A 373-nucleotide genomic window follows, 5' to 3' on the forward strand; every position below is an offset into this window, starting at 1 on the left:
CGAACGGGATCACGGCGCCGAGTGGTGCGGCTCAGGTGCGGTTGTTGGAGGACGTGTACGGGCGGGCGGGGGTGCCGGTCGAGTCGGTGGGTTATGTGGTGACGCATGGCACTGGGACGCGGCTGGGCGATCCGATTGAGATCAATGCGTTGGTTGAGGCGTTTGGTAAGGAGTCGGAGCGGCATGGTTTCTGTGCTTTGACGTCGACCAAGCCGAATATCGGGCATACGCAGGCGGCGTCTGGGTTGGTGTCGGTGATGGCGTTGGCGTTGGCGATGCGGCGGGAGGTGATTCCGCCGAGTATTCACTGTGATGAGTTGAGTGATTATGTGCGGTGGGAGGAGAGCCCGTTCTTTGTCAATCGTGAGGCGCG

1 pseudogene is annotated in these 373 nt (G+C 61.7%); it reads left to right on the forward strand.

Annotated elements, in window-relative coordinates:
- Positions 1–53: 53 nt before the first annotated feature.
- Positions 54–373 (forward strand): annotated as a pseudogene (locus tag RM844_RS33380) (hypothetical protein); the annotation flags it as partial.

The organism is Streptomyces chisholmiae (assembly GCF_031845445.1).
Classification (GTDB): domain Bacteria; phylum Actinomycetota; class Actinomycetes; order Streptomycetales; family Streptomycetaceae; genus Streptomyces; species Streptomyces chisholmiae.